The organism is Vibrio jasicida 090810c, from assembly GCF_002887615.1.
Classification (GTDB): domain Bacteria; phylum Pseudomonadota; class Gammaproteobacteria; order Enterobacterales; family Vibrionaceae; genus Vibrio; species Vibrio jasicida.
This window is the reverse complement of the sequence record NZ_CP025792.1, coordinates 2,926,460-2,952,682: the sequence shown is the minus strand read 5'-3', so window position 1 is coordinate 2,952,682 and position 26,223 is coordinate 2,926,460. Positions and strand designations below refer to the sequence as shown.

19 protein-coding genes, 2 tRNA genes and 1 pseudogene are annotated in these 26,223 nt (G+C 45.0%); 4 read left to right on the top strand and 18 right to left on the bottom strand.

The genetic code is table 11. The features are described from left to right. Positions 1-101: 101 nt before the first annotated feature. The 14 genes from pnp to rlmE all read right to left on the bottom strand — a co-directional run bounded on the left by pnp (position 102) and on the right by rlmE (position 15,121). Positions 102-2,234 carry a polyribonucleotide nucleotidyltransferase gene (gene pnp / locus C1S73_RS14135; RefSeq protein ID WP_038865885.1) on the bottom strand — a complete coding sequence of 711 codons (2,133 nt, stop codon included), beginning with the start codon at positions 2,232-2,234 and terminating at the stop codon, positions 102-104. 319 nt (positions 2,235-2,553) lie between these two features. Beyond that, on the bottom strand, positions 2,554-2,823 hold the full coding sequence (gene rpsO, locus C1S73_RS14130) for a 30S ribosomal protein S15 (protein ID WP_005380094.1): 270 nt from the start codon (positions 2,821-2,823) through the stop codon (positions 2,554-2,556). 150 nt (positions 2,824-2,973) lie between these two features. Continuing rightward, complete coding sequence (truB, locus tag C1S73_RS14125; RefSeq protein WP_038865882.1) at positions 2,974-3,918, bottom strand: tRNA pseudouridine(55) synthase TruB; 945 nt, start codon at positions 3,916-3,918, stop codon at positions 2,974-2,976. Continuing rightward, a complete protein-coding gene (gene rbfA / locus C1S73_RS14120; protein WP_005449148.1) occupies positions 3,918-4,325 on the bottom strand; it encodes a 30S ribosome-binding factor RbfA in 408 nt (135 codons plus the stop codon). The genes truB and rbfA overlap by 1 nt, the downstream gene beginning before the upstream one ends. A 109-nt stretch (positions 4,326-4,434) precedes the next feature. Further along, positions 4,435-7,119 (bottom strand): translation initiation factor IF-2, encoded by a 2,685-nt coding sequence (gene infB, locus C1S73_RS14115; protein WP_038865880.1) that lies wholly within the window; start codon positions 7,117-7,119, stop codon positions 4,435-4,437. Positions 7,120-7,140: 21 nt separating this feature from the next. Continuing rightward, complete coding sequence (nusA, locus tag C1S73_RS14110; RefSeq protein WP_038865878.1) at positions 7,141-8,628, bottom strand: transcription termination factor NusA; 1,488 nt, start codon at positions 8,626-8,628, stop codon at positions 7,141-7,143. A 36-nt stretch (positions 8,629-8,664) separates the two neighbouring features. Continuing rightward, a complete protein-coding gene (rimP, locus tag C1S73_RS14105; protein ID WP_038865875.1) occupies positions 8,665-9,120 on the bottom strand; it encodes a ribosome maturation factor RimP in 456 nt (151 codons plus the stop codon). A 227-nt stretch (positions 9,121-9,347) separates the two neighbouring features. Next, a tRNA-Met gene (locus C1S73_RS14100) sits at positions 9,348-9,424 on the bottom strand. Between the two features lie 56 nt (positions 9,425-9,480). Continuing rightward, a tRNA-Leu gene (locus C1S73_RS14095) sits at positions 9,481-9,564 on the bottom strand. Positions 9,565-9,581: 17 nt separating this feature from the next. Continuing rightward, positions 9,582-9,920, bottom strand: a complete 339-nt coding sequence (gene secG, locus C1S73_RS14090) for a preprotein translocase subunit SecG (protein WP_010649836.1) — start codon at positions 9,918-9,920, stop codon at positions 9,582-9,584. A gap of 223 nt (positions 9,921-10,143) precedes the next feature. Beyond that, positions 10,144-11,484 (bottom strand): phosphoglucosamine mutase, encoded by a 1,341-nt coding sequence (gene glmM, locus C1S73_RS14085; RefSeq protein ID WP_038865873.1) that lies wholly within the window; start codon positions 11,482-11,484, stop codon positions 10,144-10,146. A gap of 19 nt (positions 11,485-11,503) precedes the next feature. Continuing rightward, positions 11,504-12,334, bottom strand: a complete 831-nt coding sequence (gene folP, locus C1S73_RS14080) for a dihydropteroate synthase (protein WP_038865870.1) — start codon at positions 12,332-12,334, stop codon at positions 11,504-11,506. 69 nt (positions 12,335-12,403) lie between these two features. Beyond that, entirely contained in the window at positions 12,404-14,383 is a 1,980-nt protein-coding gene (gene ftsH, locus C1S73_RS14075; RefSeq protein ID WP_038865868.1) for an ATP-dependent zinc metalloprotease FtsH, read from the bottom strand. 108 nt (positions 14,384-14,491) lie between these two features. After that, positions 14,492-15,121, bottom strand: coding sequence for a 23S rRNA (uridine(2552)-2'-O)-methyltransferase RlmE (gene rlmE / locus C1S73_RS14070; RefSeq protein WP_038865866.1), 630 nt, complete (start codon positions 15,119-15,121; stop codon positions 14,492-14,494). A gap of 138 nt (positions 15,122-15,259) precedes the next feature. Here rlmE and yhbY point away from each other — a divergent pair, with 138 nt between their 5' ends. Further along, complete coding sequence (gene yhbY / locus C1S73_RS14065; protein ID WP_005380066.1) at positions 15,260-15,556, top strand: ribosome assembly RNA-binding protein YhbY; 297 nt, start codon at positions 15,260-15,262, stop codon at positions 15,554-15,556. 79 nt (positions 15,557-15,635) lie between these two features. Here yhbY and greA read toward each other — a convergent pair whose 3' ends face one another. Then, positions 15,636-16,109, bottom strand: coding sequence for a transcription elongation factor GreA (gene greA / locus C1S73_RS14060; protein ID WP_038865864.1), 474 nt, complete (start codon positions 16,107-16,109; stop codon positions 15,636-15,638). Between the two features lie 535 nt (positions 16,110-16,644). On the opposite strand from greA, the gene C1S73_RS14055 reads away from it, so the two are divergent. Together C1S73_RS14055 and dacB are read left to right on the top strand one after the other, a co-directional pair. After that, the gene (locus C1S73_RS14055) at positions 16,645-17,649 is read left to right on the top strand and encodes a porin (RefSeq protein ID WP_038865862.1); all 1,005 of its coding nucleotides are present in this window, start codon (positions 16,645-16,647) and stop codon (positions 17,647-17,649) included. 117 nt (positions 17,650-17,766) lie between these two features. Continuing rightward, positions 17,767-19,191, top strand: a complete 1,425-nt coding sequence (gene dacB / locus C1S73_RS14050; RefSeq protein ID WP_038865861.1) for a serine-type D-Ala-D-Ala carboxypeptidase — start codon at positions 17,767-17,769, stop codon at positions 19,189-19,191. On the opposite strand, the gene C1S73_RS14045 is transcribed toward dacB, so the two are convergent. Together C1S73_RS14045 and tyrS are read right to left on the bottom strand one after the other, a co-directional pair. Further along, complete coding sequence (locus tag C1S73_RS14045) at positions 19,170-20,015, bottom strand: magnesium transporter (protein ID WP_038865858.1); 846 nt, start codon at positions 20,013-20,015, stop codon at positions 19,170-19,172. The two genes, dacB and C1S73_RS14045, sit on opposite strands and share 22 nt — an antisense overlap. 421 nt (positions 20,016-20,436) lie before the next feature. Further along, positions 20,437-21,624: a tyrosine--tRNA ligase gene (gene tyrS / locus C1S73_RS14040; protein WP_038865855.1), complete on the bottom strand. Its 1,188-nt coding sequence runs from the start codon at positions 21,622-21,624 to the stop codon at positions 20,437-20,439. Positions 21,625-21,754: 130 nt separating this feature from the next. Here tyrS and shyC point away from each other — a divergent pair, with 130 nt between their 5' ends. Beyond that, on the top strand, positions 21,755-23,044 hold the full coding sequence (gene shyC, locus C1S73_RS14035; protein WP_038865854.1) for a peptidoglycan DD-endopeptidase ShyC: 1,290 nt from the start codon (positions 21,755-21,757) through the stop codon (positions 23,042-23,044). Between the two features lie 42 nt (positions 23,045-23,086). Here shyC and C1S73_RS14030 read toward each other — a convergent pair. Next, positions 23,087-26,222, bottom strand: a pseudogene (locus C1S73_RS14030) (efflux RND transporter permease subunit). Between the last annotated feature and the right edge of the window lies 1 nt (position 26,223).

The window sequence follows — 26,223 nt, the reverse complement described above, 5'->3', positions numbered from 1 at the left end:
TACTTCGAAACAAACCAAAAAAAAGGGAGCGAAAATGCTCCCCTTTTATAGCATGCTTTCAGGCTCTTAAGCTAATAAAAGACCAAAAGTCGAAACTAAGATTACTCACCTTTCGCTTCAGATGCGTCAGACGCCTCTTCTGCTGGCTTCTCTACTGCTTCTTTCATGCTTAGACGTACACGGCCTTGACGGTCGATTTCAAGAACTTTAACTTGAACTTCTTGACCTTCAGCTAGGTAGTCAGACACTTTCTCAACACGCTTCTCAGCGATTTGTGAGATATGTACTAGACCATCTTTACCTGGAAGGATAGTAACGAATGCACCAAAGTCTGCTAGACGAGCTACTTTACCAGTGTAGATACGGCCTACTTCAACTTCAGCAGTGATCTCTTCGATACGACGGATAGCTTCTTTCGCTGCAGCACCTTCAGTTGCTGCAATCTTGATAGTACCGTCGTCTTCGATTTCGATAGTTGTACCAGTTTCTTCCGTTAGAGCACGGATAACTGCACCACCTTTACCGATAACGTCTTTGATCTTCTCTGAGCTGATCTTCATTGTATGAATGCGAGGAGCAAATTCAGAGATGTCTTCACGAGCACCAGAGATTGCTTCATCCATTACAGATAGGATGTGCTTACGTGCACCTTGAGCTTGGTTAAGCGCAATTTGCATGATCTCTTTGGTGATACCTTCGATCTTGATGTCCATTTGAAGTGCAGTGATACCAGATTGAGTACCTGCTACTTTAAAGTCCATGTCGCCTAGGTGGTCTTCGTCACCAAGGATGTCAGAAAGAACAACGAAATCGTCACCTTCTTTAACAAGACCCATTGCGATACCCGCAACAGAAGACTTGATTGGCACACCTGCATCCATAAGAGCAAGAGAAGTACCACATACAGAAGCCATTGATGAAGAACCGTTAGATTCTGTGATTTCTGATACAACACGTACTGTGTATGGGAACTCATCTACAGATGGCATTACTGCAGCGATACCACGCTTAGCCAGTTTACCGTGGCCGATTTCACGACGCTTTGGAGAACCTACAAAACCTGTTTCACCTACACAGTATGGAGGGAAGTTGTAGTGTAGTAGGAAGTGATCTTTACGCTCACCAGTTAGCTCATCAATGATTTGAGCGTCACGTTGTGTACCTAGAGTCGCTGTAACGATCGCCTGAGTTTCACCACGAGTGAATAGCGCGCTACCGTGAGTACGTGGAAGAACGCCAGTACGTACGTCTAGCGCACGAACCATGTCTTTCTCACGACCATCGATACGTGGGTTACCAGCGATGATGCTACGACGTACAACTGTCTTCTCTAGATCGTGGAAGATAGTGTGGATTTCTTTAGTGTTCGCTTCTGGATCTTCAGCAAGTAGCACTTCGTTTACTTCTGCCGCGATTTCGTGAATGCGGTCGTAACGAGCCATCTTTTCTGTGATTTGGTAAGCTTCAACAAGTTTCGCTTCTGCTAGCTCAGCAATCTTGTTGTTAAGCGCAGTGTTCTCTTCAGGAGCAACCCAATCCCAAGCCGGAGTAGCAACTTCAGCTTTGAATTCGTTAATCGCGTTGATAACAACTTGTTGTTGGTCGTGACCGTAAACAACCGCAGCTAGCATTTCTTCTTCAGTTAGGTTGTCTGCTTCTGATTCAACCATTAGTACCGCAGATTCTGTACCTGCAACCACTAGGTCTAGCTTAGATGCATCTAGCTCTGTGTTGCTTGGGTTTAGAACAAGTTGGCCATCAACGTGACCAACACGCGCAGCACCGATAGGACCGTTGAACGGGATACCAGAGATAGCAAGCGCAGCAGAAGTACCGATCATTGTTACGATATCTGGCTGAACGTCTGGGTTTACAGACATTACTGTCGCGATAACCTGAACTTCGTTTTTGAATGCATCAGGGAATAGTGGACGAATTGGGCGGTCAATTAGACGAGCTGTTAGCGTTTCGCCTTCAGAAGGACGGCCTTCACGCTTGAAGAAACCACCAGGGATTTTACCTGCCGCGTAAGTACGCTCTTGGTAGTTTACTGTTAGTGGGAAGAAATCTTGGCCTGCAACCGCTTCTTTCTTACCTACAACTGAAACGAATACTGCTGTATCGTCCATTGTAACCATTACTGCAGCCGTAGCTTGACGTGCGATAACGCCAGTTTCTAGAGTAACTGTGTGGTTACCGTACTGGAACGTTTTAACAACTGGTTTTTCGAACATTGTTATTCCTTGTTTCCGAGCGTTCTTTACGAATAAAGGCGCCTCAGAGTGTGTTAATTGACACTCAAGGTATTACGAATCGCGACTAGTAAAAATGGACTGAGTCAGACTGAAGTACACTTTTAATAGTCGCGACCTTTTGGTCGACTTGGTTGACTGTAATACGATGAGCTTAGTGAAAATCTCAAAACGAGATTTAGCCGCGTGTAGTATAACGGCATAAGTTTGATTTGGCTAAGTTATAGCAGCCAAAATAAGTAACGGGCAACAAAAAAGGGGCATAAAGCCCCTTTTAGACAAACTGCTATGCAGTCGCTTATTAGCGACGTAGGCCTAGACGCTTGATTAGGTCTTGGTAGCGAGCTAGATTTTTACCTTTTAGGTAATCTAGAAGCTTACGACGACGAGAAACCATACGTAGAAGACCACGACGGCTGTGGTGATCGCCTTTGTGTGCTTTGAAGTGACCTTGTAGGTGGTTGATAGAAGCTGTAAGTAGAGCTACTTGAACTTCTGGTGAACCAGTGTCGCCTTCGCCTTGTGCGTATTCTGCAACGATTGCTGCTTTAGTTTCTGCATTCAGAGACATAATTCTCTCCTAATAAGAGTAAGTTTAAAGTTGTAGCAGCCAATCTCTGATTCAGCCGCTACGCGAAGCGCGAATTATAGGGAAGTTTCCTTATCCGCGCAATACAAAAATACCGGCGATTTCGCCGGTATTTTCAATTCATTGGTGAGCTTATGCTTCGTCACGGAAAACCACTAAACGCTTTGGTGCCACTTTTCCGTCATCGTTTAGTTCAGCGACTCCGATGAAAAGTTTCTCTTCACCTGAAGTCATTCGAAGTGGCGTACCAGCAGGTGCGCCGAACACCTGTACAGGCATACCATGCTGAACAAGATTGGTAAGCTCTGCATTGAGGTTTACTTCTGGTAAATCTTCAACCGCAGTATCCATTGGTAGCAATAACGGATCAAGCAGCTCTTTTGGCGCAACTTCATCGCGATGAGCTTGCTCCAGAAGTTCGTTTAACTGCTCTAACGTCACCATTTTCTCATATGGGTACTTAGCAACACCCGTACGACGCAGCATCGTCACGTGCGCACCACAACCAAGCATTTCACCAAGATCATCAACGATAGTACGGATGTACGTGCCTTTAGAACAATGTACTTCCATCTCAACTTCATCGCCTTCAAAACGGTGAAGCACAATTTCGTATACCATGATCTTACGAGACTCACGTGGTACTTCGATACCTTTACGCGCGTACTCATACAATGGTTTACCTTGGTACTTCAATGCAGAGAACATTGAAGGTACTTGGTCTGATTCACCACGGAACGTGTCGATGCACGCTTCTAACTTCTCAAGGTTCACGTCAACTGGACGCGTCTCTACCACTTCGCCATCAGAGTCAGACGTATCAGTACGCTCACCCAACTTTGCGATTACGCGGTAGCGCTTGTCTGAATCCAACAAGAACTGAGAGAACTTAGTTGCTTCGCCTAAGCAGATTGGCAACATGCCCGTCGCTAGTGGGTCCAATGCACCCGTATGACCTGCTTTTTCAGCAAAGAAAATACGTTTTACTTTTTGCAGTGCATCATTTGAAGAAATACCTGTTGGTTTGTCCAACAAGATAACGCCATTAATTGGACGACCTTTACGACGACGAGCCATTACTCTTCCCCTGCCTGATCTTCTTCGCGACCTGAATCTTGCTGTTTACGTTTATCTTCGCTCACAACTTCAGACACTAGGTTCGACATACGCATACCTTCTACTAGTGTGTTGTCGTAGTAGAAACGGATTTCAGGCGTTAGACGTAGGCGAATACGCTTACCAAGCATCATACGGATGTGCACTTCGTGCTCACGTAGTGCTGCTAGGCATGATTCTGGCGTTTGCTCACCCACACATAGGAAAGTAACGAATACTTTTGCGTAAGCAAGATCGCGTGATACTTCTACATCAGAAATCGTAACCATGCCTAGGCGAGAGTCACGAACTTCACGTTGAAGGATCATCGCAAGTTCTTTTTGCAGCTGCTGTGATACGCGCTGCGTGCGGCTAAATTCTTTTGACATATTCATTCTCTTAAATAGAAAGAATGGGGGGATGGTCAAGCCAGCCCCCCATGGTGTATTCAACAACCAATTACTATTTGTCTTTCAGACGTTTAGTAATTTTAGTCAATTAGTCTAGAGTACGTTTGATTTCAACGATTTCGAATACTTCGATCTGGTCGCCAACGCGAACGTCGTTGTAGTTCTTAACGCCGATACCACACTCGTAGCCATTCTTAACTTCTTGAACGTCATCTTTAAAGCGACGAAGTGATTCTAGCTCACCTTCGTAGATAACAACGTTGTCGCGTAGAACGCGGATTGGGTTGTTACGCTTAATCAGACCTTCAGTAACCATACAACCAGCGATTGCACCCAGTTTCGGTGACTTAAATACGTCACGTACTTCAGCAAGACCAATGATTTCTTGCTTGAATTCTGGAGCAAGCATACCGCCCATTGCTTGTTTAACTTCATCAATCAATTGGTAAATGATTGAGTAGTAACGTAGATCAACGCTTGCTGCTTCAATCGCACGACGAGCAGAAGCATCAGCACGAACGTTAAAGCCAAGGATGATTGCGTTAGAAGCTTCTGCAAGTACTGCATCAGTTTCAGTAATACCACCCACACCAGAACCAACGATGTTCACTTTCACTTCGTCAGTAGACAGTTTCAGTAGTGAGTCTGCAATCGCTTCTACAGAACCTTGTACGTCTGCTTTTAGTACTACGTTTAGTTCAGCAACTTCACCAGCAGTCATGTTAGAGAACATGTTCTCTAGTTTAGATTTCTGCTGACGAGCAAGTTTCACTTCACGGAACTTACCAGCACGGTAGTTTGCTACTTCACGTGCTTTACGCTCGTCACGTACTACTGTTGCTTCATCACCTGAAGATGGTACGCCTGAAAGACCTAGGATCTCTACAGGGATAGATGGACCAGCTTGAGTGATTTCTTGACCTAGTTCGTCACGCATTGCACGAACACGACCGTATTCTTGGCCACAAAGAACGATATCGCCTTTGTTTAGCGTACCTGATTGAACAAGTACGGTTGCAACTGGACCACGACCTTTATCTAGGCGAGATTCAACAACAACACCAGACGCCATGCCTTCAGCGACAGCCGTAAGTTCAAGAACTTCAGACTGAAGAAGGATAGCTTCTAGAAGACCATCGATATTTGTACCCTGTTTAGCAGAGATGTGAACAAACATGTTCTCACCGCCCCACTCCTCAGGGATTACGTCGTATTGAGCTAGCTCATTCTTAACGTTATCTGGGTTCGCGTCTTCTTTATCGATCTTGTTCACAGCAACAATCAGAGGAACACCAGCCGCTTTCGCGTGCTGAATCGCTTCAACTGTTTGTGGCATTACGCCATCGTCTGCTGCTACAACAAGAACAACGATATCTGTCGCTTGAGCACCACGAGCACGCATTGCAGTAAACGCTGCGTGTCCAGGAGTATCAAGGAACGTGATCATACCGTTGTCAGTTTCAACGTGGTAAGCACCGATGTGCTGTGTGATACCACCCGCTTCGCCTGAAGCAACGTGTGTACGACGGATGTAGTCAAGTGTTGACGTTTTACCGTGGTCAACGTGACCCATGATAGTTACAACTGGAGCGCGAGGTACTGCTTCTGCGTTAGTGTCGCGATCAGATAGTACTGCTTCTTCCAGTTCGTTCTCTTTACGAAGAACGACCTTGTGACCCATTTCTTCAGCAACAAGTTGTGCTGTTTCTTGGTCGATCACTTGGTTGATAGTCGCCATAGCGCCCATCTTCATCATCACTTTGATAACTTCTGTCGCTTTAACCGACATCTTGTTAGCAAGTTCAGAAAGAACGATTGTTTCGCCAATTACTACGTCTTGTTTTGCTACAGTAGCAGACTTATCGAAACCGTGTTGCATTGAAGTTGGCTTAGCAAGTTTGCCTTTGTTACGGCCCTTACCACCACGTTGGTTACGACCACCACGTGACTGCTCTTCTCTAGCTGGTTTCTTCTTCTTACGACGAGCACCGCCTTCTTCTTTACGGTCAGCTGCATCTTCAGCTTCACGAGCGTACGTAGAAGTGGTTACGTGGTAGTCAGAGTTTTCAAGTTCTTTCTTCTTAGACTCTTCTTCAGACCAACGAGCTTCGTTTTCTTCTGCAAGTTTACGAGCTTCTTCAACAAGCTTAGCTGCTTCTTGCTCAGCTTTACGTTGGGCTTCTTCTTCCTGACGACGCTTTAGCTCGTCAGCTTCTTTCTTCGCTTGCGTATTAACATCCGCATTTTTTGCATTCATGTCTTTCTTAGCCTTTTCAGCTTGTGCGCGTTTTGCCTTTTCTTCAGCGTCACGTTTTGCATCCGCTTCACGTTTCACTTTCTCTTCGGCTTCGCGCTGTGCTTTCTCTGCAGCTTCACGTTTGGCTTGTTCTTCTGCCTCACGCTTCGCAAGCTCTTCAGCTTCACGCTTTGCTGCTTCCTCAGCCTCACGTTTTGCATCGTCTTCGATAGTGCTGCGCTTCACATACGTGCGCTTCTTACGCACTTCTACTTGAACATCCTTACTTTTGCCGCCACCTGCTGCAACACTTAGTGTACTGCGAGTCTTACGCTGAAGCGTCAGTCTAGTAGGTTCAGATTCGCCCGACGTATCGCCGTGCTCTTTCTTCAGGTGAGAGAGAAGCTTTTGCTTCTCTTCATCCGATACATGGTCAGAACTCGCTTTGTTCATGCCAGCGTCAGCAAGTTGTTCCATTAAGCGGTCGACTGGAGTACCAATCTCTTCACTCAGAGCTTTAACTGTTAATTGTGTCATGCCGCTTCCTCCTTGCTGATATTATGCTTCTTCGCCGAACCAACAGATGTTACGTGCAGCCATGATAAGCTCACCTGCGCGTTCTTCTGTCAGGCCTTCAATACCTTCTAAATCGTCGATACCTTGGTCGGCTAGATCTTCTAGTGTTGCAACACCTTTCGCTGCTAGTTTGAACGCCATTTCACGCTCTAGACCTTCAAGACCTAGTAGGTCTTCAGCCGGCTCAAGACCTTCAAATGACTCTTCTTGTGCTAGTGCGATAGTGGTTAGTGCGTCTTTAGCACGGCTACGTAGTTCTTCAACAAGTTCTTCGTTAAGACCGTCTACGTCAAGCAGTTCGTTAACTGGTACGTATGCGATTTCTTCTAGCGTTGAGAAACCTTCTTCAACAAGCAGTTGAGCGAAGTCTTCTTCAATGTCTAGGTACTTCATGAAGTTCTCGATTGATGCTTGAGATTCTTCAGCGTGTTTTTTCTGAAGATCTGCAACAGTCATTACATTCAGTTCCCAACCAGTTAGTTGAGACGCTAGACGAACGTTCTGACCTGCACGACCGATAGCTTGAGCTAGGTTATCTGCTTCAACTGCGATGTCCATTGAGTGTGCATCTTCATCAACAATGATTGATGCTACGTCAGCTGGCGCCATTGCGTTGATAACAAACTGTGCTGGGTTATCATCCCAAAGAACGATATCGATACGCTCACCACCAAGTTCGCCAGATACTGCTTGTACACGTGCACCACGCATACCAACACAAGCGCCCACAGGGTCAATGCGTTTATCGTTTGTTTTAACCGCGATCTTAGCGCGAGAACCAGGATCACGTGCCGCACCTTTAAGCTCGATGATCTCTTCAGCGATCTCAGGCACTTCAACACGGAATAGTTCTGCCAGCATTTCAGGCTTAGAACGCGTGATGAACAGTTGGAAACCACGAGCTTCTGGAGCTACTTTGTACAGAAGACCACGAACACGGTCACCTGGACGGAAGTTTTCACGAGGAAGTTGGTCATCACGTAGGATTACCGCTTCAGCGTTGTTACCAAGGTCCATTACGACAGTTTCACGGTTTACTTTCTTAACAACGCCAGTGATAAGGTCACCTTCGTTGTCAATGAACTGTTCAACGATTTGTGCACGCTCAGCTTCACGTACTTTCTGTACGATAACTTGCTTAGCCGTTTGTGTCGTAATACGGTCAAAAGTAACTGAAGGGATATCATCTTCAACAAAGTCGCCTAGTTGAAGTTCTGGATCTTCATACTGTGCAGCTTCTAGTGAGATTTCTTTTGTTGGATTTTCAACATCTTCTACGATCAACCAACGACGAAATGTTTCGAATTCGCCCGTTTTACGGTCAATAGCAACACGTACGTCGATTTCGATCTCGTACTTTTTCTTAGTAGAAGTTGCTAGAGCAATCTCAAGAGCTTCAAAGATACGCTCACGAGGTACCGCTTTTTCATTCGATACCGCTTCTGCTACCGCTAAAATTTCTTTACTCATTGTATTTAGCCTCTAAGCTTAAACTTTTTTAGGGAACTAAAATTTAGGGATCAGGTTAGCTTTTGAAATGTTACTTAGAGCAAACTCTTCTTGTTGCCCTTCAACAGTAACCGCTATTGTCTCACCATCAACGCTGTGGATAGTACCTGCCCACTTGCGGCGGTTGGCAACAGCCATTTTCAATACGATGCTGACCTCGTGACCAATAAATTGCTCGTAATGTGCTGCTTTGAAAAGTGGTCTTTCTAAGCCTGGAGAAGAAACTTCTAGGCTGTAAGCAACAGAAATTGGATCTTCAACGTCTAATACTGCACTTACCTGATGGCTAACTTCTGCACAGGCATCTACATTGATGCCATTTTCATGGTCGATGTAAATACGTAACGTTGAGTGCGCACCCGCACGAATAAATTCTAATCCAACCAACTCGTAGCCTGATGCCTCTACTGGAGCTTCAAGCATTTCAGTAAGTTGTCTTTCTAAACCAGTCATTTTAACCACTCCAGAAACAAAAAAAGGGCTCAGAGCCCAATCAAAAAACCAAGCAGTATCTGAGAGATTATAAAAACTCAGATAACAAAAAACCCCGAAAGTCGGGGTTTTATGCTGCTGGACCCTGATACGTTAAGAATAGCCAAAAATGCTTTTCTTAACTCACAGTGTGGTTAGCACTGTGCAAACTTGCCAATCGCATCATTCTTTACAATGAAAGAAGAGATTGGTTGCGGGGGCCGGATTTGAACCGACGACCTTCGGGTTATGAGCCCGACGAGCTACCAAGCTGCTCCACCCCGCGTCCGACTTGCTGAGCATTATACCCTCAAACAAGTGATTTACAAGTTTGTAAATTCATGGTGCCGAGAGAGGGACTCGAACCCTCACACCAAAGGCACTAGCACCTCATGCTAGCGTGTCTACCAATTTCACCATCTCGGCGCATAAACTTTTACAGCTTATTGAGGAATCTCATCACCAGTAGGTGCTGGAACTTCACTCGCTGCATCTTTAACTTGTTCTACAACTGGTTGACCTAACGTTGGGTCTACCCATTGTGACTCAGTCTTGTGCGTAGACATACGACCAAGTAGCAAGCTAATGATAAAAAATACGGTTGCTAAAATAGCAGTTGTTCGGGTTAAGAAATTACCTGAGCCGCTTGCGCCAAACACTGTGTTTGAAGCACCTGCACCGAACGAGGCTCCCATATCTGCGCCTTTACCTTGTTGAATCAACACAAGGCCAATCACACCAAGCGCCGCCAACAGGTAAATCACAAGTAGAACTGAAAACATTTTTTCCACCTATGTTCCAAATTGTTGAGCCAGCGCCGTTCAAAAATAATACTTTCATTTTAGAACAAGGCTAGCGACCTCCTAACGGGAGGCGGAGCAATACTAGCGAAAGCCAGTAACGCTGACAAGGGAAAATTAGCAAAAAATCAGCACTAACGCATTAAGCGCTCAAAAAAAGGGCAAAAGTTGCCCTTTTCTCTCGCAAAAGGCATTAAAGCAATGATTAACAACTCGCTTTTACAGTTTCCGCAATCTTAAGCGCAGAGCTTTGAACAAGATCTGCATCCTCACCTTCCACCATAACACGGATCAATGGCTCGGTGCCTGACTTACGAAGCAACACACGGCCCTTATCGCCTAACTCCGCTTCAACCGCCGCTACAGAGTCTAGTACGGCTTGCTCTTCAAGTGGATTGTTATCACCAGCAAAACGAACATTCTCAAGCACTTGAGGGTAAAGTGTCATACCTTGCGACAAATCGTGCAACGACATATCACTGCCAACTACAGACGCAATCACTTGCAGTGCTGCCACGATAGCATCACCCGTAGTTACTTTGTCTAGCAAGATAACGTGACCTGAATTTTCCGCGCCAATTTTCCAGCCTTTAGCAAGTAGCTGTTCCATGACATAACGGTCACCCACTGCTGCACGCACAAATGGAATGCCTAATTGTTTCAAACCATTTTCCATGCCTAGGTTTGTCATTAGCGTACCAACGACACCACCTTTTAGCTCACCACGACGCAGAGCATCACGTGCGATGATGTAAGCGATTTGGTCACCGTCAATCTTGTTGCCTAAATGGTCAACCATGATAATACGGTCACCGTCACCATCGAACGCCAAGCCGAGATGAGCTTGCTCTTCTACAACGCGCTTTTGTAAAGCACGAACGTCAGTCGCGCCAACTTCAGCGTTGATGTTAGTGCCGTTTGGCTCTACACCCATTGCGATCACTTCTGCACCTAACTCTTTAAATACGTTAGGAGCGATGTGGTAAGTCGCACCGTGTGCACAGTCAACGACAATCTTAAGACTTGCTAGGCTAAGCTCCGATGGGAATGTGCTCTTACAAAATTCAATGTAACGACCAGCAGCATCATTTAGACGTGTCGCTTTACCTAGCTCAGCAGACTCGACACACTCGATGTCTTTATCTAACTCAGCTTCAATAGCAAGCTCGATATCATCTGGTAATTTAGTACCTTCAGACGAGAAGAACTTGATACCGTTGTCGTAATAAGGGTTGTGTGAAGCAGAAATAACAATCCCCGCTTCCGCGCGGAAGGTTTGCGTTAGGTATGCCACCGCCGGTGTTGGCATCGGACCAGTAAAGGTCGCTTTTAACCCCGCAGCAGCAAGGCCGGCTTCCAGTGCAGATTCAAGCATATAACCAGAAATACGCGTATCTTTACCGATGATCACTTTCTTAGTACCTTGTTTTGCTAGTACACGACCAGCAGCCCAGCCAAGCTTAAGTACGAAATCAGGGGTAATTGGGTATTGTCCTACTTTCCCGCGCACACCGTCGGTACCAAAGTAACGTCTTTTATCAGACATAAAACTTTCCTTAATTCTTTTAGATATTATTTTTCGTCATCTCGACAATTTTCATTGCTTCAATGGTTTCTTCAAAATCATGAACTCGAATGATCTGTGCACCTTTCATCGCTGCCAAAGTCGCACAGACAACGCTTGCGTTAGCACACTCGCTCGCTGGCTTATCCAATAATTTAAAAATCATGGACTTACGCGAAAGCCCTGCCAATATAGGTAAACCAAACTCATGAAACTTGTCGAGATGAGCAAGCATATGATAATTGTGTTCTATGGTTTTGCCAAAACCAAAACCAGGATCAAGAATAAGTTGTGACTTTTCGATCCCTACCGATTCGCACGTGGTAATACGTTCATGCAGAAATTCAGCCACATCACTCATCAAATCATCATAGTGAGGGTTGGCTTGCATGGTTCGAGGTTGCCCTTTCATGTGCATCAAACAGATTGGTAAGTTTGATGCAGCAGCCACCTCTAACGCTCCCGGCTCTTGAAGGGCGCGAACATCATTAATGAGATCTGCACCAGCCTCAATCGCTTGACGCATCACTTCAGCTTTACTGGTATCAACAGAAATCCAAACATCGTGCTTTTCACGGATAGCTTTGATCACAGGAATAACACGTTGCAACTCTTCTTCTAATGTAACGTCTGGCGCTCCGGGACGTGTTGATTCGCCACCGATGTCAATAATGCTCACTCCAGCCTTAATCATTTTCTCAGCTTGGATCAAAGCAGAATCAAGATTATTAAACTTGCCACCATCAGAGAATGAATCCGGCGTGACATTGAGAATCGCCATCACGTGAGGATGGGATAGGTTGAGGGATTTATTATTTGCTTTAATGATCATAGCTTTAATAATTACAACATAAACAAAAACCCCGAGCTTAACTCGGGGTTTATTATCAAAGACTACTCTTTATTCAGAGTCTTTCTTTTCTGGCACTTCGCTTGAAGTCGCTTCTTGAGTCGTTGATTGCTCTACTGGTTTAGTAGGCTCAACAGACTTCTCTTCCGCTTTTACTTCAGGCTTCGCTTGAGGCTTATCGTCGTCTTCTGGTTTATTAGTAGGTTTATCCCCCCAACCAGCAGGCTCACGAATATCTTCTTTACGTTCCATCAGGTCGTCAATTTGGCCAGCATCAATGGTTTCATACTTCATTAGCGCGTCTTTCATCGCATGCATGATGTCCATGTTATCTTCCAAAATTTGCTTCGCACGATCGTAGTTGCGGTCGATGATCTTACGGACTTCGTCATCGATAAGCTTCGCTGTATCATCAGACATGTGTTTAGTCTGCGTCACACTACGGCCAAGGAATACTTCACCTTCGTCTTCTGCATAAAGAAGCGGACCTAATTTTTCAGAGAAGCCCCACTGTGTCACCATCTTACGAGCAATATCTGTTGCACGTTCAATATCGTTGGATGCACCAGTTGATACTTTCTCTTTGCCGTAAATAAGCTCTTCAGCCAGTCGACCACCATACAAACTAGAAATCATCGACTCAAGATGTTGACGGTTCATGCTTACGCGGTCTTGCTCTGGTAAGTACATTGTCACACCAAGCGCACGTCCGCGTGGAATGATAGATACTTTATACACTGGATCATGTTCAGGCACGAGACGACCAACAATAGCGTGACCAGCTTCGTGGTAAGCCGTAGACTCTTTTGTCTCTTCAGACATCACCATTGAACGGCGCTCTGCACCCATCATGATTTTGTCTTTTGCTAGTTCAAACTCAACCATAGATACATTGCGTTTGTTGCCACGAGCAGCAAACAGTGCAGCTTCGTTGACCAAGTTAGCAAGATCAGCACCAGAGAAACCAGGCGTACCACGTGCAATGAGAGAAGGCTCTACATCGCCAGCAAGAGGTACTTTACGCATGTGTACTTTAAGGATCTGTTCACGACCACGTACATCAGGTAGACCAACCACAACTTGACGGTCAAAACGGCCTGGACGTAGCAACGCTGGGTCCAATACATCTGGACGGTTAGTCGCAGCGATAACGATGATACCTTCGTTACCTTCGAAACCATCCATTTCTACTAGCATTTGGTTAAGTGTTTGCTCACGTTCATCGTGACCACCACCAACACCAGCACCACGCTGACGACCTACCGCATCGATCTCATCAATAAAGATGATACAAGGTGCCGCTTTCTTCGCTTGTTCGAACATGTCACGCACACGAGATGCACCAACACCAACAAACATTTCTACGAAGTCAGAACCTGAGATAGTAAAGAATGGTACTTTTGCCTCACCTGCAATGGCTTTCGCTAGTAGCGTTTTACCAGTACCCGGAGGACCAACCATTAGAACACCCGTTGGAATCTTACCGCCCAGCTTCTGGAAACGGCTTGGGTCACGCAGATAGTCCACCAGTTCTTTAACATCTTCTTTTGCTTCATCACAGCCTGCGACGTCAGCAAAAGTTGTCTTGATTTGTTCTTCGCTCATCATACGAGCTTTACTCTTACCGAAGGACATTGCGCCTTTACCGCCGCCGCCTTGCATTTGACGCATGAAGAAAATCCACACACCAATCAGTAAGATCATTGGGAACCAAGAAATAAAGATAGTACCAAGTAAGCTCTGCTCTTCAGGAGGCGTACCTTGTACTTTCACATTTTGGTTGATTAGGTCATCTAGAAGCTTCTGATCATACACTGGCATGTAGGTGACCATTTTGGCACCACCGCCACGACGAACGAAACTAATCTCACCGTCTTTAAAAGTTGCTTCTTGAATCTGGCCTTGGCCAACTTCCTGTACAAACGTGGTGTAGTCCACGGTTCTGCCGTTGCTCTCTCCAGGGCCAAAGCTCTGGAATACCGACATCAACACGACAGCGATAACAAGCCACAGAATTAAATTTTTTGCCATGTCACTCAAGGTGTCAGCCTCTCGATAACTAATTGTAATTAAAGGTAGGGTACTACAGTTTATTAGCTGTAGCTATAGTGTTAACCATGCTCTAAACGAGCGAAATAGTTAACCTTTGTAACCAGTGGCTACAACGAAGACTTCTCGTGAGCGAGCTCGCGATGAGTCTGGTTTTCTGATTTTTACGGCTTTAAACATGTTTCGGACTTCTTTAACGTACTCGTCGAAGCCTTCACCCTGGAAAACCTTTACGACAAAGCTACCATTAGGTGCTAGAACTTGTCGACACATATCTAAAGCCAATTCAACTAAATACATAGCTCGCGGCTGATCTACTGAGTTGTTGCCTGCAATATTAGGCGCCATATCAGACATTACTACGTCTACCATCGAAGGTTGGATTCTTTCCAACAACGCTTCTAATACCACATCGTCACGAAAGTCACCTTGTAAGAAGCTTACACCAGCGATTGGATCCATTGGTAATAAGTCACACGCAATGATTTGTCCTTCGTCACCTAATATCTTAGCAGCATATTGAGACCAGCCCCCCGGAGCCGCGCCTAAATCGACGACAGTCATACCAGGTTTCAACAATTTATCTTTCGTTTGGATCTCATCAATTTTGAAGTAAGCACGAGAACGATAGCCTTTTTTACGAGCTTCGTTAGCGTATTTATCATCAAAGTGTTCTTTCAACCAACGACCAGAACTAGCCGAATGTTTTTGTTTACTCATTTTAATCCCAACAAGGCGTAAATAGGAGCTATTGTTCTAATAGGCTCAACCTATTGCTCAATAAATTATAGTCTTCAGCAATAGATGGCGTTAAAATAGCTTTTTTCAACCCTTATTTTAAAGAAAATTGGCCGCGTAATGAACCTAAGCACCAAACAAAAGCAGCACCTTAAAGGCCTGGCTCACAGTTTAAAACCTGTTGTGCTAATGGGCGCAAATGGACTTACAGAAGCCGTGCTAGCAGAAATTGAAATCGCTCTAAACCATCACGAACTGATCAAAGTGAAAGTTGCATCAGAAGACCGTGAGACAAAACAGCTAATCATCGACGCTATCGTACGTGAGACGGGCGCTGAAAAAGTTCAGACTATTGGTAAAGTACTTGTGCTATACCGCCAATCTGAAGAGCGTAAAATCGAAATTCCTCGTAAGTAATCTCAACTTACCCTATGGAAGAAGAAAAGGTCGCCAATGGCGACCTTTTTTGCATCTAACGATAAGACATATCGAGTGATTACACGTATTCTACGCTATCGATTTCGAAGTCTTTCGCACCACCTGGGGTTTGAATAACGACTTCGTCGCCTTCCATCTTACCAATCAAACCACGAGCAATTGGAGAACTAACAGAGATTCGACCCGATTTAATATCAGCTTCGTCATCACCAACAATTTGGTAAGTTTTTTCTTCTTCTGTATCGCAATCGATCAAAGTCACTGTTGAACCAAAAATCACTTTGCCTGTGTTGTCCATCTTGGTTACGTCGATAACCTGAGCCACAGACAGTTTGTATTCGATGTCACGGATTTGTGCCTCACAGATACCCTGCTCTTCTCGAGCCGCGTGGTATTCTGCATTTTCCTTCAAGTCACCAAGTTCGCGTGCTTCTGCGATTGCTTCTGAAATCTGTGGGCGAAGCTTTAGTAGACGATCGAGTTCTGTGCGTAGCAATTGTTCGCCACGCATTGTCATTGGAACTTTTTCCATTATATAACCTCAAGGCCAAAGGTGTCTTTGGACAAAAAAAGCCCACCCAACCAAATGGCTAGGTAGTGCGTTCGAAGATTTGTTTCAGTTAGTTTAAACAAACTCCGATATGAAATCACCCTAATTCGATTTCACAGCGTTACAGCGAAAGAAATACCTCGTCATGAATTGTTTTTAGATTTAACCATCATCGCAGTTTATTGGAAAACAACACTGTTCATTACACTAAAAACATCAAAAAAGATAAAAACAAATCAATGTCAGACCAATGTTAGCCTCAACCTAACCGTTTAAATACAACAACTTACACTAAAAACCCAAACAATTGAACACTGTTCATTAGTTGGATTTATATCATTTTACTAACTCATAAGGAAACTTTAGCAGTAAAACATGTCCGGCAAGCTGTTACGTCATAGCTTTTTCGAATGTGGGCGATTCTCACGAGTGAAACTATACGCACAACAACAGCTTGTGAGAGATAACCTCTCCCCCATAAAACAATGATTATGGACAGCTAACTAGGACAAATAAGATGAAAAAGACTCTAATTGCTCTTTCTGTATCTGCAGCAGCTATGGCAACTGGCGTTAACGCAGCTGAACTTTACAACCAAGACGGCACTTCTCTAGAAATGGGCGGCCGTGCTGAAGCACGTCTATCTATGAAAGATGGCGACGTAGCGGATAACTCTCGCATCCGTCTAAACTTCCTTGGTACTCAAGCAATCAACGACAACCTATACGGTGTTGGTTTCTGGGAAGGTGAGTTCACTACAGCTGAAGAAGGCGGCGTAGACGGCAACAGCAATCTAGACACTCGTTACGCATACGCTGGTCTAGGCGGTGCTTTCGGTGAAGTTACTTACGGTAAGAACGACGGTGCGCTAGGCGTTATCACTGACTTCACAGATATCATGGCTTACGCTGGTAACACAGCTGCTGACAAACTAGCTGCGGCTGACCGTTCAGACAACATGTTCTCTTACAAAGGCCAATTCGAAAACCTAGCAGTTAAAGCTAGCTACCGTTTTGCTGACCGTGTAGAAGAAAACGGCGCATACAAAGACAACGGCGAAGATGGCTACTCTCTATCTGCAATCTACACTCTAGGTGACACTGGTCTTGACCTAGGTGCTGGTTACGCAGATCAAGCTGACGCTAACGAATACATGCTTGCTGCTTCTTACACTATGAGCGATCTATACTTCGCTGGTGTATTCACTGACGGCGAAAAAGAAGCTGACTTCAAAAACACTGTAGACTACACAGGTTACGAACTAGCGGGTGCTTACACTCTAGGTCAAACTGTGTTCACTTCTACGTACAACAACGCAGAGACAAACGGCGATACTTCAGCGAACAACTTCGCTATCGACGCGTCTTACTACTTCAAGCCTAACTTCCGTGGTTACGTATCGTACAACTTCAACCTAATTGATGCTGGCGATAAAATGGGTTCAACTGAATTCGCTAACCACAAAGCGACTAAAGCTGACGCAGAAGACGAGCTAGCTCTAGGCCTACGTTACGACTTCTAATTCAGTCTTAAGACTTGAAGATAAAATGCTCGCACTATGCGGGCATTTTTTATATCCAGAATTCTGCAATTTTTCGGTATATACTCAATTGCATAACTAACCTCACGAACTTTCACTATGCGCTTACCTTGGTCTTTATTACTTTTTTCTAGTCTCGCCCCACTCACATCTATGGCTTATCCTCATCAAGAGGTTTTGCCAGAAGGCTCCCGTGTCAGCTTGATTGCTGAAAAACTCAACGACCAAAGTGAGCTAACCGGTATTAATCCAACCGACCAATATTTCCCGCCAGCTAGCACGCTAAAAGTCGTCACCGCTTTGGCTGCGAAACTTGAACTGGGAAACAACTTTGCTTTTCGCACTACCCTAGAAAGCTCTAGCTCGGACGCCGTCATTCATTTTTCTGGTGATCCAACGTTGTTGACTGGCGATCTCAAAAATCTACTGACTCGCGCAAAGAAAAACGGTTTAACGCAAATCAAAGGCGACCTATGGCTCGATAATAGTGCCTTTACTGGATACAACCGTGCGGTCGGTTGGCCGTGGGACATTCTAGGGGTTTGTTATAGTGCGCCAGCATCGGCGATCACTCTAAATGACAACTGTGTTCAAGCTTCCATCTACACCAAGAAAAACGGTTCAACGCGGGTTTATGTTCCTGAGCATCAACCAATTAATGTCAGCACTAGTGTAAAAACCGTGTCTAGAAGCGTTCAAAAGAGCCGTCATTGCGATTTAGACCTAATTGCCAAGCCCGACAACCATTATGAACTTAACGGCTGCCTCGTTGACCGAGGGGACAAACCGTTACCTCTTAAATTTGCCGTACAAGATCCAGAAAGTTACACCAGCAAAAAATTAGAGAAGTTGCTTAAACAAGTTGGAATCAGCTTGAAAGGCAATATCCGTATCGGCACACCTCCAGAAAAGCAGCGTAAATTGCTCGCGATACATAAATCGAAGCCTTTACCTCAATTGTTGGATCAAATGCTTAAACGCTCTGATAACCTTATTGCCGATACACTGACCAAAACATTGGGCGCGAAGTTTTTTGTCCAGGCGGGAAGCTTCGCCAATGGTACAGAAGCGATCAAGCAAATTATTTTTGCCAATACCGGGGTCGATATCCGTAATGCAAGACTAGAAGATGGCTCTGGCTTATCACGTAACAACCGAATCTCAGCGACCTCTATGGCGGCAATCCTGCGTTACATTTGGCAGCATGAGAAGGAACTCAACCTAATCGCCATTATGCCAAAGTCAGGTGAATCTGGGACTTTGCAGTACCGAAAAAGTATGCGTAAGGCACCGATCAAAGGGCAGTTGATAGCAAAGAGTGGCTCGTTATACGGGACTTACAATATGGCAGGGTATGGGTTAGATAAGAATGGTAAACCAAACACTGTGTTTGTTCAGTTTGTATCGGATTATTTCCCAGAAAAAAGGGACGATAACAAACCTGTCGTCGCCCCTATTACGCGTTTTGAAAAACTCTTCTATCAAGACATTATCAGCTTCAGTCAGGCAATACCTAAGAAGTAGTTAACAACGGTAAAGTAAATCCACATACCTGAGATATCAACAATTGATGCTAAAACTGGGCTCACCAAAACGGCAGGGTCCAGTTTAAATGCTCGAGCAATAATAGGCAGTAGCCCACCTAATGTCGTCGAAATAGTCACCTGAATAAACAGAGCGACTGCAATAGCAAATGCGATGGTTTCAAGCTCAAAACCGCCCGTTGATTGATTACCGCTAAACAGCATAATTCTGCCAATCATCACGATAGAAATCGTAAACGCGATACATAAAGCGACGCGGCTTTCTTTCCAAAGCACTGCAAGCCATTGACGCTTCTTAAGCTCCCCAGTTGCAAGAGCTCGGATAACTAACGTAGCCGCCTGCGTTCCTGTATTACCACCAGCAGCAGCAATCACAGGCATGTATACAGCCAGCAAAACCAATTGGCTTAGTGTGTCCTCGTATTGAGTGATGATAAGTCCAGAGACAATACCAAGTAATGCAAGGGCAATGATCCAGCCAATACGCTGCTTCACATGCTCGATAACACTCGTCGATAAATAACCGTCCGGTGTATCAACCTCTGACATATGCAGCCCTAGCTGGTGCGCATAATGTCTCGCTCGTTTGTCATACCCTGCTTGTTCTAGTTGAGCAATTAGGCTGTTCACATAACCAACCGAGCAGTGCTGTAAAATACCGACGGCTTCGTCGATAGGCATTACGGTCAATAAGTGTAGCTGTTGCTCCTGCTCATATTGCAGAAATGCATTACGAGCGGCACCAATTTCAACCTCTGAGAAGTTTGGTGTTGTTTCAATAAAAGTGTTGTTCATTACCGTCATGGCGAATCTCCCGATTGGCATTGGTAACGACCATCGACAACGCACGCAAAAGGTTGTTCGCGCACTTGCTTTCTATATAACAAAATCAAGATGCGTGAAGACATCAATGCAATTGCACTGTCTGTTCAGAATCAGTTGAAGGAAATAACAAGAAGGAAAAATAGAAAAGATGCCTTACCACTCAGGTAAGGCGGAGATCGCCAATACCGAAGCGGGTTATTTCGCTCCCTTAATCTTACTCACCCAGCAACTGGGAGGATGGTCGGTATTGTTCATGTAAATCTCCGATAAAGCTGCTCATTTTGCAGCGCGCGTATAGTAACAAAGTTCATCTGTTTTTACAGTCAATGTCACACGATTTCACTAAATTTTAATACAAAAAAAGCGCCGAGTAGGCGCTTTCATTTTGGGCAGTTATTGATTACTTAATAGTAATACGTGCAAATTTGCGTTTGCCAACTTGGAATACGTAAGTTCCAGATTCTGGCGCAAACTTCGCGTCAGCAACTTTCTCGCCTTCAATCTTAGCTGCGCCTTGTTTAACCATGCGCATTGCTTCAGAAGTTGAAGCACATAGACCTGCTTCTTTCAGTAGGTTTGCTACTGGTGTGCCCGCTTCAAAATCAAACTCAGGCATTTCATCTGGAATTTGGTTCTTAGCAAAACGGTTCACGAATTCTTGCTCTGCCGCATCAGCATCCGCTTCACTATGGAAACGAGCAATGATTTCTTTCGCTAGCAGTACTTTGATATCACGAGGGTTCTTACCTGCTTCCACGTCAGCTTTGAACTGTGCAATTTCTTCCAATGGACGGAAAGACAGTAGCTCGTAGTAGCTCCACATTAGATCGTCAGAGATAGACATGATCTTACCAAACATTTCGCTTGGCGCTTCGCTAATACCAATGTAGTTACCAGAAGATTTAGACATCTTCTTCTCACCGTCTAGACCAACAAGCAGTGGCATCATTAATACCACTTGTGGTTTTTGACCGTGAGATTTTTGCAGTTCACGACCCATTAGTAGGTTGAACTTCTGGTCAGTACCACCAAGCTCAACGTCTGTTTCCATTGCTACTGAGTCCCAACCTTGCAGTAGTGGGTACATAAACTCATGAATAGCGATTGGCTGACCACCTGCGTAACGCTTTTTAAAATCGTCACGTTCTAGCATACGTGCAACCGTTTGGTTTGCCGCTAGACGAATCATACCCTCGGCACCAAGCTCAGATAGCCACTCAGAGTTGAACTGAATCTTAGTCTTAGCCGGATCAAGAATCTTAAATACTTGCTCTTTGTATGTCTCTGCATTGCGCAATACGTCTTCACGGCTAAGTGGAGGACGCGTTGTGTTCTTACCTGTTGGGTCGCCAACCATTGCAGTGAAGTCACCGATTAGGAACGTCACTTCATGACCTAGCTCTTGGAACAAGCGAAGCTTATTGAAAATAACCGTATGGCCTAGGTGGATGTCAGGTGCTGTTGGATCGGCACCGAGTTTAATACGTAGAGGACGGCCTTCTTTTAGTTTCGCGATCAGCTCTTCTTCTGGAATCAGCTCTTCAACACCGCGCTTAATCTCGGCTAATGCAGCTTCAATGCTCGCCATTCTTGTTCACTCCCACAGATTTGGCAAAAATATAATAGCTGAACATCTTACTTGAATAGCGATGCATTTTGAAACACGTTAGACTAGGTAGTTGTCAATTTTTACGTTTAATTTAGCAATCAAGTACCTTATGCATTCGATTTTTTTCAGACTCCCACTCTTGCACAAAGTATTGATCGGCTTTTTTAGTGCCCTCATCATCTTTGCACTATTCTTTTTGCCTGATCCGCAAGACCTCGACCCGCAGCAAAGCCGACTCAAAGTTGGTGAGCACTATTCGGTACCAATTTCTGTAGAATCTCCCGAGCGCAGCGCCTCTTCTAATCTTCCTTCTGTTTTGCGTTGGGAAACCTACAAAGTCAAAAATGGCGAAAGCGCTGCCGTCCTGTTTAATCGTGTAGGGCTCTCCCCTCGTCTTCTTCACGAACTCATCACTTCAGATAAAGAGATCAAAGCGCAGCTTACTCGGCTTCGTCCCGGAGACCGATTGCAATTTGGCTTTGATGAAAATAACGATTTTATACAGCTAAAACGTACATTGAATGCTTTTGAAACTTTCCGTATCAAGTTGCAGGGAAGTAAATACGTCTCTGAAGTCGACAAAAAAGAAGTCGACTATCAATACAACTACGCCGAAGCGACGATTAAATCTAACTTCTGGAATGCTGGTATTTCATCGGGATTGAATGCAAATCAAATCATGGAGCTGGCGGGAATCTTTGGTTGGGATATCGACTTTGCGCTGGATATTCGTAAAAACGACACCTTCCGAGTACTTTATCAAGAAGAGGTCGTCGAGGGCGAAGTCATTGGACGTGGTAAGATCATCGCCGCAGTCTTTAAAAACCAAGGTGACACCTTCACCGCGATTTTAGATGAGAAGAGTGGTAAGTACTTCGACGAAAATGGTCGAGCAATGAAAAAGGCCTTCTTACGTGCGCCTCTGGATTTCCGCCGTGTAACCTCAAACTTCAACCCTCGTCGCCTTCACCCAGTAACCGGGAAAGTTCGCCCTCACCGTGGTACAGACTATGCAGCACCAGTTGGTACTCCAATTTGGGCTGCGGGCAACGGCGTAGTGCTTAAGTCGGCTTACAACAAATTCAATGGTAACTACGTCTTCATTAAACACAGCAATACCTATGTGACTAAGTACTTACACTTAACCAAACGTATGGTGAAGACAGGTCAACGTGTTAAACAAGGACAAACGATTGGTACTCTAGGTGGTACTGGACGAGTAACCGGACCTCACCTGCATTATGAGTTCTTAGTAAACGGCGTACACAAGAACGCAAGGACGGTAAAATTGCCGCAATCGAAATCTTTGACGGGGAAAGCAAAGCAAACCTTTATGGCTAACGCGAAAATCAGCATGGCGAAGCTTGACCGTTACAGTAAGTTACTCGCAATGAAATAATGTTGAGTGATGCGAGTAAAAATTGAATCACCAAGAGGCAGCCTAGGCTGCCTCTTTTGTTTCTGTTTGAGAATCATCAATATTATGCTCACGTCCAAGCATTAGCAGGCAAGGCGTTAAAACCAAAGTCAGCACGGTCGCAAATGCCAAGCCACCAGCAACTGCGGTTGCTAATTGTGACCACCACTGGGTACTTGGTGCGCCAAATTCAACTTTTTGATTCACCAAATCGATGTTCATTTCTAACACCATTGGCAACAAACCTAATATGGTCGTCACTGTGGTAAGCAAGACAGGGCGCAAGCGCTGAACCCCAGTCCGTAATATCGCGTCCGACTTTTCTAGACCACGTTTACGCATTTGGTTGTAGGTATCGATCAAGACGATGTTGTTGTTGACGACAATACCCGCTAACGCAATAACACCAATACCTGACATGATAATACCGAACGGTTTTTGGAAGATAAGCAAACCGGCAAATACTCCAACCGTAGAAAACAGGACGGCACTAAGGATCAAAAAGGCTTGGTAAAAGCTGTTGAACTGGGTAATCAAAATCAACGCCATAACGCCAAGTGCAACCATAAAGGCACTTCGTAAAAACGCAGAAGAGTTTTCTTGCTCCTCGTTTTGACCGCGAATTTTAAACTCAATACCAGCAGGCAAGCGCAGCTGCTCTACTTCTGCAGCTATCTTTGGTAATTCAAGAGCAAGGTTATAACCTTCAACCATGTCTGCTTTGATGTTCACTACGCGTCGACCATCAACACGTCGAATCGTATCTTGCTTATGGTCCGGCTTAATCTGCGCAAAGTTCGTGATCGGCACTAAGCCAGCCGCCGTTTTTACGCGTAATTGATCAAAGCGCCCGATATCCCGCTTATCTTGCGGATAACGCACTAAGATATCGACTTCTTCATCGGCATCATCGGGCAGATAATCACCAATCTTCAAACCGTTAGTCACAAACTGGACAGTATTACCAACCAAAGTCGCATCAGCAGCAAAACGAGAAGCATCGTCTCTGCGGATATCAATCTGCCAATCAATCCCCTCTTTATTAGTGGTGTCACTCAAGTTAGTTAAAGCGGGATTGCGATCAGCCCAGTAACGAACCATTTTGGCCGCACTGTCTAACTGATCAATGCTTGAGTTTTGTGCCGACATTTCAATGACGAGATCATGCTCTACTGGCGGACCAGCATCGGGGAATTTGTACTCCAACTCTACGCCTGAGAATTGATTAGTAGTCTGTTTGAGCTCTTCAATGATGTCTTTCACTTTGCGACGATATTGCCAATCGACAGGCGTAATCTGAATCTGACCAATCTCATCACCATCATTTGAATCCGTTCCGGTACGCGTATAGACACTCTCAAACTCATCGTGTCCTAGCATGACTTTTTCGATCTCTTTCATCACGACGTCTTTTTCGTTGATCGATAAATCACCGTAAGAACGCACCTTGACGGTAAAGAAAGCAGGATCTACCTCTGGAAAAAAACTCCGCACCTAAGCCAGCTTTGCTGTAAGTAAAACCGACTCCACCCGCAAGCAATATCGCACTGAGTAACACTTTAAGTGGGTGCTTAATCGCAATCGACAACGTACGATAGTAAAGCTTTGTAATGCCCGTCGCTTTCTCAAACTCTCCGTTGTGCAAGTCAACCATCTCTTGCTGGCTTTTCTGGTTAACAGCTTGAGGCTTACCGATGATTCCGCCTATAACTGGCACAAATAACAACGCCATTACAAGAGAAGCAGTCAAGGTTGCAATTAAGGTTAATGGTAAATACTTCATGAACTCGCCAGTAATATCTGGCCAAAAGAGTAATGGAGCAAATGCGGCGAGAGTGGTGGCCGTAGAGGCTGTAATCGGCCATGCCATACGTTTTGCAGCATCACGATAGGCTTCTTTACGTGGTATACCCTCTTGCATCCGCCTATCGGCAAACTCTGTCACGACAATAGCCCCATCAACGAGCATGCCGACTGCCATGATGAGAGCAAACAACACAACAATGTTGACCGTTAAGCCAAATACCGACAGAACTAATAACCCCGTCAGGAAAGAACCCGGAATAGAGATCCCAACAAGCAACGCCGTTCGAACCCCAAGAATTGCAATGATAACAATCACCACAAGAATGATTGCCGAGAGAATGTTGTTTTGCAGATCGTTGAGCATCAGTTTGACGTCATCAGACTGATCCCACGTGTATTTGACTTGTAGGTTATTCGGCCACTCTGAACGCTTTTGTGCCTCGAGCATTACTTGTTTAACTAACTCAACTGTCTCAATGATGTTTTCACCCGCGCGCTTTTTGACGTTGAGAACAACAGCAGGATTACCATCTAAGCGAGCAAAACTCTCAGGATCACGAAACGCCCTACGCACCGTCGCCACATCTCCAAAGGTAATCACCTCTTTGCCATTAACTTTAATTGGCAACTCTAAGACGTCTTTTAAAGAATCAAAAACAGAAGGGACTTTAACTGAGAAACGACCATATCCCGTATCGACAAAACCTGCTGCTACGACACGGTTGTTTAACGCGATCAAGTTGTAGATATCCGCTTGATCCAAACCGTAGCTTTCCATCAGCAATGGATCGACGACGATCTCTACAATGTCCTCCCGATCTCCCGCAATATCGACTTCTAGCACCTGACGATAGCTTTCTAATTTATCGCGAAGTACACGGGCAATTTGTACGGTTGTACGTTCTGGTACAGTCCCGTAAAGCACAACCGTAAGTACTGGTTCTTCAGAGGCAAATGTGACTTCATTTACGGTCGGTTCATCGCTGTCTTCTGGCAACTTCGGCTTAGCTAGATCGACAGCATCACGCACATCGGCCATTGCTTCAGCAAGATCGACGCCTACACTGAACTCTAACGTCACAGAGGCATGACCTTCTGAAGCCACAGCGGTCATTTCTTTTACGCCTTCAATCGAACGCAACTCTTGCTCTATTGGGCGTACCAATAAGCGTTCTGCATCTGTTGGTGAAATCCCCTGATGCCCAACAGAAACATAAATGATTGGGATAGTGATGTCGGGACTCGACTCTTTGGGGATCGTGATGTAGGTGATCACACCTGCAATCAAAATCATCACCAACAAGGTGAGCATGGTACGTGCACGCGATAACGCAGCATCAATCAAAGCAAACATA

Bases quoted from the DNA above. Each gene is read 5' to 3' on its own strand.
- glmM (WP_038865873.1), bottom strand. From the start codon at position 11,484: ATGTCTGATAAAAGACGTTACTTTGGTACCGACGGTGTGCGCGGGAAA.
- secG (WP_010649836.1), bottom strand. From the start codon at position 9,920: ATGTTTTCAGTTCTACTTGTGATTTACCTGTTGGCGGCGCTTGGTGTG.
- rimP (WP_038865875.1), bottom strand. From the start codon at position 9,120: ATGACTGGTTTAGAAAGACAACTTACTGAAATGCTTGAAGCTCCAGTA.
- infB (WP_038865880.1), bottom strand. From the start codon at position 7,119: ATGACACAATTAACAGTTAAAGCTCTGAGTGAAGAGATTGGTACTCCA.
- pnp (WP_038865885.1), bottom strand. From the start codon at position 2,234: ATGTTCGAAAAACCAGTTGTTAAAACGTTCCAGTACGGTAACCACACA.
- greA (WP_038865864.1), bottom strand. From the start codon at position 16,109: ATGGAAAAAGTTCCAATGACAATGCGTGGCGAACAATTGCTACGCACA.
- C1S73_RS14045 (WP_038865858.1), bottom strand. From the start codon at position 20,015: ATGACGGTAATGAACAACACTTTTATTGAAACAACACCAAACTTCTCA.
- dacB (WP_038865861.1), top strand. From the start codon at position 17,767: ATGCGCTTACCTTGGTCTTTATTACTTTTTTCTAGTCTCGCCCCACTC.
- ftsH (WP_038865868.1), bottom strand. From the start codon at position 14,383: ATGGCAAAAAATTTAATTCTGTGGCTTGTTATCGCTGTCGTGTTGATG.
- C1S73_RS14055 (WP_038865862.1), top strand. From the start codon at position 16,645: ATGAAAAAGACTCTAATTGCTCTTTCTGTATCTGCAGCAGCTATGGCA.
- truB (WP_038865882.1), bottom strand. From the start codon at position 3,918: ATGGCTCGTCGTCGTAAAGGTCGTCCAATTAATGGCGTTATCTTGTTG.
- folP (WP_038865870.1), bottom strand. From the start codon at position 12,334: ATGATCATTAAAGCAAATAATAAATCCCTCAACCTATCCCATCCTCAC.
- rlmE (WP_038865866.1), bottom strand. From the start codon at position 15,121: ATGAGTAAACAAAAACATTCGGCTAGTTCTGGTCGTTGGTTGAAAGAA.
- shyC (WP_038865854.1), top strand. From the start codon at position 21,755: ATGCATTCGATTTTTTTCAGACTCCCACTCTTGCACAAAGTATTGATC.
- yhbY (WP_005380066.1), top strand. From the start codon at position 15,260: ATGAACCTAAGCACCAAACAAAAGCAGCACCTTAAAGGCCTGGCTCAC.
- tyrS (WP_038865855.1), bottom strand. From the start codon at position 21,624: ATGGCGAGCATTGAAGCTGCATTAGCCGAGATTAAGCGCGGTGTTGAA.
- rpsO (WP_005380094.1), bottom strand. From the start codon at position 2,823: ATGTCTCTGAATGCAGAAACTAAAGCAGCAATCGTTGCAGAATACGCA.
- nusA (WP_038865878.1), bottom strand. From the start codon at position 8,628: ATGAGTAAAGAAATTTTAGCGGTAGCAGAAGCGGTATCGAATGAAAAA.
- rbfA (WP_005449148.1), bottom strand. From the start codon at position 4,325: ATGTCAAAAGAATTTAGCCGCACGCAGCGCGTATCACAGCAGCTGCAA.